This is a genomic window from Methylobacterium aquaticum, from assembly GCF_001043915.1.
Taxonomy (GTDB): domain Bacteria; phylum Pseudomonadota; class Alphaproteobacteria; order Rhizobiales; family Beijerinckiaceae; genus Methylobacterium; species Methylobacterium aquaticum.
The window spans coordinates 1-6,160 of sequence record NZ_LABX01000189.1 but is presented as its reverse complement, the minus strand read 5'-3'; the positions used below and the strand labels follow the sequence as shown (position 1 = coordinate 6,160).

Annotated in this window: 5 protein-coding genes; 2 read left to right on the top strand and 3 right to left on the bottom strand. The window is 70.0% G+C overall.

Annotated features, from left to right (window positions below):
• Nucleotides 1-221: hypothetical protein (locus VP06_RS37670; RefSeq protein WP_210168127.1), on the bottom strand; the 221-nt coding region annotated here is incomplete at its 3' end.
• A gap of 359 nt (nucleotides 222-580) precedes the next feature.
• Here VP06_RS37670 and VP06_RS23190 point away from each other — a divergent pair.
• Entirely contained in the window at nucleotides 581-1,174 is a 594-nt protein-coding gene (locus tag VP06_RS23190) for a Ros/MucR family transcriptional regulator (RefSeq protein WP_048466163.1), read from the top strand.
• 397 nt (nucleotides 1,175-1,571) lie between these two features.
• Here the strand turns inward: VP06_RS23190 and VP06_RS23185 are convergent, their stop codons facing one another.
• Both VP06_RS23185 and VP06_RS23180 read right to left on the bottom strand, forming a co-directional pair.
• Nucleotides 1,572-2,333: a class I SAM-dependent methyltransferase gene (locus VP06_RS23185; protein WP_197093265.1), complete on the bottom strand. Its 762-nt coding sequence runs from the start codon at nucleotides 2,331-2,333 to the stop codon at nucleotides 1,572-1,574.
• Nucleotides 2,334-2,694: 361 nt separating this feature from the next.
• Nucleotides 2,695-4,341, bottom strand: a complete 1,647-nt coding sequence (locus VP06_RS23180; RefSeq protein ID WP_048466161.1) for a dihydroxyacetone kinase subunit DhaK — start codon at nucleotides 4,339-4,341, stop codon at nucleotides 2,695-2,697.
• A 398-nt stretch (nucleotides 4,342-4,739) separates the two neighbouring features.
• Here VP06_RS23180 and VP06_RS23175 point away from each other — a divergent pair.
• On the top strand, nucleotides 4,740-6,160 hold a 1,421-nt coding region (locus VP06_RS23175; RefSeq protein ID WP_048466160.1), incomplete at its 3' end, for a PAS domain-containing hybrid sensor histidine kinase/response regulator.

Sequence of the window (6,160 nt, the reverse complement as noted above, 5' to 3'; positions counted from 1 at the left end):
CGCCGGCCGGCGGGGTGTCTGCCGGGTCGGGATCGAGCGGTCGGGATCGGGGAGGGCTCCGGGTCCCGGTTGCCGGCGGCGAACGGCAGCACGAGCGGCGCGCCTTCCCGGATCACCGTGCCGGCGAGGGAGGCCGGGCAGGCTTGCCCGGCCCGTCGATCGCCGCCCGATCCGAGGCGGACGCGCCGGATCGTAGACAGGATGTCGTCGACCTGCGGCACGAACCGCCCCGCCGCCGCATACCGGAGCGGGGCATAAGCTTGAGCGTGGGCATGGGCTCGGGCAGCGGGTGAGATCGACGACCACGCGCCTCCGAGACTTCCCCGCAAACCTTCCCCGCCGAGATGCCCGCGCACGGCGCCATAACATCCGGCGGGAAAATCGTGGCGGCACGGCCGGGTTCCGGCAGCGCCGCCGCCCAATCAGGCAGCACGGAGATCGATTCTGACTTCGCTTGTTACGTCAACCGATCGAATCCTCGGAGTTTGCAGTTTTTATCGGCATATAATCCTTGCCTTTTCGGTCATGTCGAACTTAAGGATAGGAGGCCGATTTTCAGTGATTCTCAGGGCGTTCCGGGATGGAAGAGACAGCCAACACTCACGACCAGATCGTCACGTTGACAGCTGACATCATCTCTGCCTATGTCAGCAGCAACCATATCCAGAGCGCCGAGTTGCCAAAGCTGATCTCCGATGTCTTCGGCGTGTTGAACGAGATGGCGCGGGGAAGCAAAGCTCCTCCCGAACCGGTCCACCCCAAGGCGACGCCGGGGGAGATTCGTCGCTCGATCACGCACGACTTCCTGGTCAGCTTCGAAGACGGCAAGTCGTACAAGACTTTGCGGCGCCACCTCACATTGCGGGGTCTGACACCCGAAGCCTATCGCCAGAAATGGGGCCTGCCCCACGACTACCCGATGACCTCGGCGAGCTACTCGGAGCAGCGCTCCGAACTGGCCCGCTCGCTCGGCCTCGGGCAGCAGCGCCGCCGCTCCCTGCGGAACGAGGAGGGGGACGAGGCGGTCGAATCATCCGCATCCGCCGCATTCACCTCCGCGCCGATGGCCGAGGCCCCCGTCGCGACGGAGACCGCCATCCCGGATCCCGCGGAGACCGCCCCGGCGCAGACCTCGAGCGACGCCAAACCCCGCCGCGGCCGCCGCGGCGCCTGAGACCCGCGGCCTGGGACGCCGACGCACCAGGCCGCTGAACCAATCCGCGTTTTCGTCACCAGGCCCGGAGATCCGGAAGCCCGAGCCCGGCGCGAGTTCGACAGCGGACCCCGGCATCCGCTAGGAGCGCTTCACGATCGCATTGCAATCGCGAAGCTTCTCTCGCTGTTTGATTTTGCCGCATTTTCTACGACGAACCGGTATCCACTTCGTCGGAAGATGTTCTAAGCGAGCCCGGCTCGATCCTCATTCGCGACGGGTCGGGCACGGAATACGCGGATGCCGGGGGCCGTGTCCGTCGCTCGACCGAAGGCCGGGTGCGCACCCGCCTCCGGCAAGCCTCCATCGTAGGGGGGCGGTCTCGACTCGGAACAGCCGCCGGGCAGGCCCGACCGGCTCAGGCAGGCCTGAGCAGGTAGAGGCACTCGGTCGTTTCCTTGTCCTCCCGCGACATCGCCCTGTATTTCGGCAACAGACCGGCCTCGAAGTCCGGAGACATGGCGTCCCGCACCGTGTGGGCTTCCAGAATCCTGAACCCGGCACGCTGGATCAGCTCGTTCATCGCCGAGTAGCGAATCTTGTTGATGTATCCGGGCTGATGGTCGCCATCATCGATGAGATATTGCCAGAAGCTCCATTTCGCGGTGTCGGTGTACCAACGATGATCTCGAAAATCGACGCCGGCAAAGATGAAGCCGTCCGATGCAATGGATTGCCGCGCGCACGTCAGCACGTCCTCGAGATCGGCAACGTGTTCGAAGACGGAATTCGAGATCATGAGGTCGAACTTGCGTTCACCTTCGCTCAGGTCCTGATATCGCGACAGTTTATAGCCGACGTTGCGAGCAAGCCCACCGCGGAGGTCGCCGCCGAGCAAGGCCGAGAGATCGAAATCCGCCGCACGGCTGCGGCAGAGCGACAGGTCCGCGTTCACGTGATGCAGTTCGATCGGGCTCAACCCCGAGATCACCGACAGGATGTTGCCGTATTCGGCGACTGCGATACCCGCCGGGTCGAACGGCGCCTCCAGATCGATCGCCATCGTGGACCGCGCGCCGAGCAGGTACAGGATGATCGACGCTGCGACCGGCCGGGTTGCGCCGCAGCCAAAATCCAGAATTCTCTTGTTCCTGACGATGCCGGGATATTTTTCTGACAATCTCAGTAGCTGATTGATCTGATAGAAGCTATAAAACCCGCCTCTGTAAGATGGTTTGTTTGAATTTCCCTCCAGGGCGGCGATGATGGTTTCCTTGAAAACTTTGACTTCAGGGGTCGAGAACGTCTCCGCCCCGCGGATTGCCGATCAGGCCTCGGCTCTGCTGCTGTCTGTCACGCAGGAGGCCCTCCTTGATCACGTCAATGAAGTTGTTCAAGGTTCTTGCATGCAACATGGAACGACAACCTCACCCGATCGCGGCGCTACATCGGATCGATCACCCGAGATCGTCTCGATACGGGACCTCACGGATCGAATCCAGCCCGGCTCTCGCCGACCCTGCACGCTGCCGTGGCCCGGATCAGCCGCCGAGCCCCGGGGAGGCCAGGGCCCGGACGACATGGGCCACCGCGACGGCGCCCGGATCCTCGACCCCGGCGAGGTCGGTGGCGGCGAGGTAGCTCGACCGGCCGGTGCCGGCGCGCGTCATCCGGGCGGTGGCGGCGGCGCCCGCTTCCGCCGCCCGCGCCGCCGCGGCGAGGCCGCCGTCGGGCAGGGCCGTCAGCGCCGGGACCAGGGCGTCGAGCAGGGTGCGGTCGCCGGGCCGCGCCCCGCCATGGGCCTGAAGCCGCTCCGCACCGTGGGCCAGGGCCTCCGGCCAGCGCATCCCGTCGGCGAGGCCGGCGCCGGTGGCGGCAAAGAAGATCGACATCAGCACCCCGCTCGATCCGCCGGCCACCCGGGCGAGCCGGTCGGAGAGCGCGCGGCACAGGGCGGCGGGCTCGGCCTGCGGCAGCCGGTCGAGATCGGCGAGCACGGCGCGGGCCGCCGACGCGAAGGTGGTGCCGGTGTCGCCGTCTCCGACCCGCGCGTCGAGGGCGTTGAGCGCCGTTTCCGCCCCGATCAGGGCGGTGCAGACCGCCGTGATCGCCTGCGCCACGGCGGGATCGTGCGACGGGGAGGTGGCCGCGCCCTGTCGCGCGAGGCGCTCGGGCAAGGGGCGGAGCGTCGGCGCCACCACCGGCACCGCGCGGGGCCAGGCCGGCACCTCGGTCGCGGCGGTGAGCGCGTCGCCCAAGGCGGCGCCAAGGGGCAGGACCGAGAGCGAGGCGCCGTGCATGTCCAGCGCCGTCATCGCTGAGGCCGGCCCGAGGAGCAGGCGCACCCGTGCGCCGAGCGGCGTCGCCAGCACCGCACCGGTGAGGACCTGCATCTCGAGCGCCGTGGTGCCGCCGAGGTTGTTGACGAGGAGGGCGAGCGGTCCGTCGCCCGGCACGGCCTCGGCAAGGCGCGCCGCCATCAGGCGGGCGAGGGCGGCGGCCTCCGGCAGGGCGATGCGCTCGATGCCGGGCTCGCCATGGATGCCGAGACCGAGTTCCGCCTCGCCCGGCGCGAAGCGGGTGTCCGCGACCCCGCCCGGCATCGTGCAACCCGAGACCGCGATCCCGAGGGACTTGATCTCGGCCGCCGCCGCCCGCGCCGCGCCCGCCACCTCGGCGAGCGGCCGGCCGGCCTCTGCCGCATGGCCCGCCACCTTGTGCACCAGGAGCGTGCCGGCAATGCCCCGGGGCTGGGCCGCCCCCGGAATCGCGATGTCGTCGGCGACCGTGACCGTCTCGACGGCGAGGCCGAGGGCCCGGGCGCGCTCGGCGGCGAGCCCGAAATTCAGCCGGTCGCCGGCATAGTTCTTGATGATGACGAGGCAGCCGGCCGGCCCGGTCACCGCCAGGATGCCCGCCAGCACCGCGTCGACGGAGGGCGAGGCGAACACGTCGCCGCAGATGGCCGCGGTGAGGAGGCCGCGCCCGACGAAGCCCGCATGGGCCGGCTCGTGCCCCGAGCCGCCCCCCGAGACGATGGCGACCCGGTCGGCCGGCCAGTCGGCCCGCAGCACGACCCGGATCGCGGGATCGCCGTCGAGGCGGGCGAGGCGCCCGCCGCTGCCCGTGACGAGACCGTCCGCCGCCTCCGCCACCAGGGCGGCGCGGTCGTTGATGAAGTGGGCCATCCGGTCGGTCCTCCCCGCGCGGCCCGGCCGCGACTCCCTGGTCGCGGCCTGAAGGCGGCGCGTTGGGGCGATCCTGCCAAAAGCGCGGCCGGGCCGCTATGGCGGGCGAGCCGCCCGGGGGCGGCGCCGGACGGCTTTGCCGAATCGTCCGGTTCGGGCGATAAGACGCGAATCGTCCGGGCCGGCCGGCGCCCGGGCGACCCGAGTGTCGAGATCCGCCGGGGCCCTGTCGCAGCGGCGCGAGCCCGACCCTACCCTGAGCGCACGAGGCGATGACGCGCCACCGCTTCGTGCGCTCAGGTTCTGGTCCGTCGCAGGTTTTCATCCCGAAACCGGCGATCGCCTGTTGCGACCCGAGTTCTTGTGACCCCGTGTTCAGGTGAGCCCGCCGCACGCCGATGAGTGACCCCCTTCCGTTCCTGGCCGGCGGCGGCCGCGCGGCCGCGATGATCCGCGCGCGCGACTGGTCGACCCATCCGCTCGGCCCCCCGGAGACCTGGCCCGAGGCCCTGCGCACGGCGCTGAGCCTGGTGCTGAACTCGCCCGAGAGCCTGATCCTGGCCTGGGGGCCGGACCTGCATTTCTTCTTCAACGAAACCTATATCCCGCTCCTCGGCCCCCGGCTCGACTGGGCGATGGGCGAGCGTTTCGATCGGGTCTGGGCCGATGGCTGGGAGCAGGCCAAGCCCATCATCGAGGATGCCTTCGCGGGCCGCAGCCGGCGCTTCGTCGACCTGCCCTGGACGCTCGGCACCGACCGGGGCGAGGCCGAGACCTGGTGGACCTTCTCCTATTCGCGGGTCCTGGATGGCGAGGGCCGCACCGCCGGCCTGTTCATCCTCACCAACGAGACCACCGCCCAGGTGAGCGCGGCCCGGCGCCTGCGGGAGAGCGAGGCGATCGCCCGGGAGAACATCGAGCGGGTCCAGCTGGCGCTCGCGGCCGGCGCGATCATCGGCACCTGGTTCTGGGACCTGCCGAACGACCGCTTCACCGTGGACGAGGCGTTCGCCCGCAGCTTCGGCCTCGATCCGGCGCTCGGCCGCGAGGGCCTGAGCCTGGAGCAGGTGATCGAGACGGTGCATCCGGACGACCGGGCCGGCCTGATCGCGGCGATCGACGCGGTGGTGATCCGCGGCGGCGCCTATGCCCACCAGTACCGCACCCGGCGCGCCGACGGGCAGTATTACTGGCTGGAGGCCAACGGCCGGGTCGACCACGCCCCGGATGGCACGCCGCTGAGCTTTCCGGGTGTCCTCATCGACGTGAACGAGCGCCGCGCCGTCGAGGCGGAGCGCGACCGCGCCACCACCATGCTGCGGGCCTTGACCGAGACCCTGGAGCAGCAGGTCGCCGCCCGCACCGCCGAGCTGATGCGGGCCGAGGAGGCGCTGCGCCAGTCGCAGAAGATGGAGGCGGTGGGCCAGCTCACCGGGGGCCTCGCCCATGACTTCAACAACCTGCTCGCCGGCATCTCGGGCGCGCTCGAACTGATGCAGACCCGCATCGGCCAGGGCCGGTTCGAGGATGTCGAGCGCTATCGGGTGGCAGCGCAAGGGGCGGCGCGGCGCGCCGCGGCACTGACCCACCGGCTGCTGGCCTTCTCGCGCCGCCAGACGCTCGACCCGCGCCCCACCGACGTCAACCACCTGGTGGCCGGGATGGAGGAACTGATCCGGCGCACCGTCGGCCCGGCGATCGAGATCGCGGTCGACGGCGCTCCCGATCTCTGGACCGTCCTCGTCGACCCGCCGCAGCTCGAGAACGCCCTGCTCAATCTCTGCCTCAATGCCCGCGACGCGATGCCGGATGGCGGGCG

Excerpts from the sequence above, each read along its gene's own strand:
- VP06_RS23190 (WP_048466163.1), top strand. The coding sequence starts at position 581 with ATGGAAGAGACAGCCAACACTCACGACCAGATCGTCACGTTGACAGCT.
- VP06_RS23180 (WP_048466161.1), bottom strand. The coding sequence starts at position 4,341 with ATGGCCCACTTCATCAACGACCGCGCCGCCCTGGTGGCGGAGGCGGCG.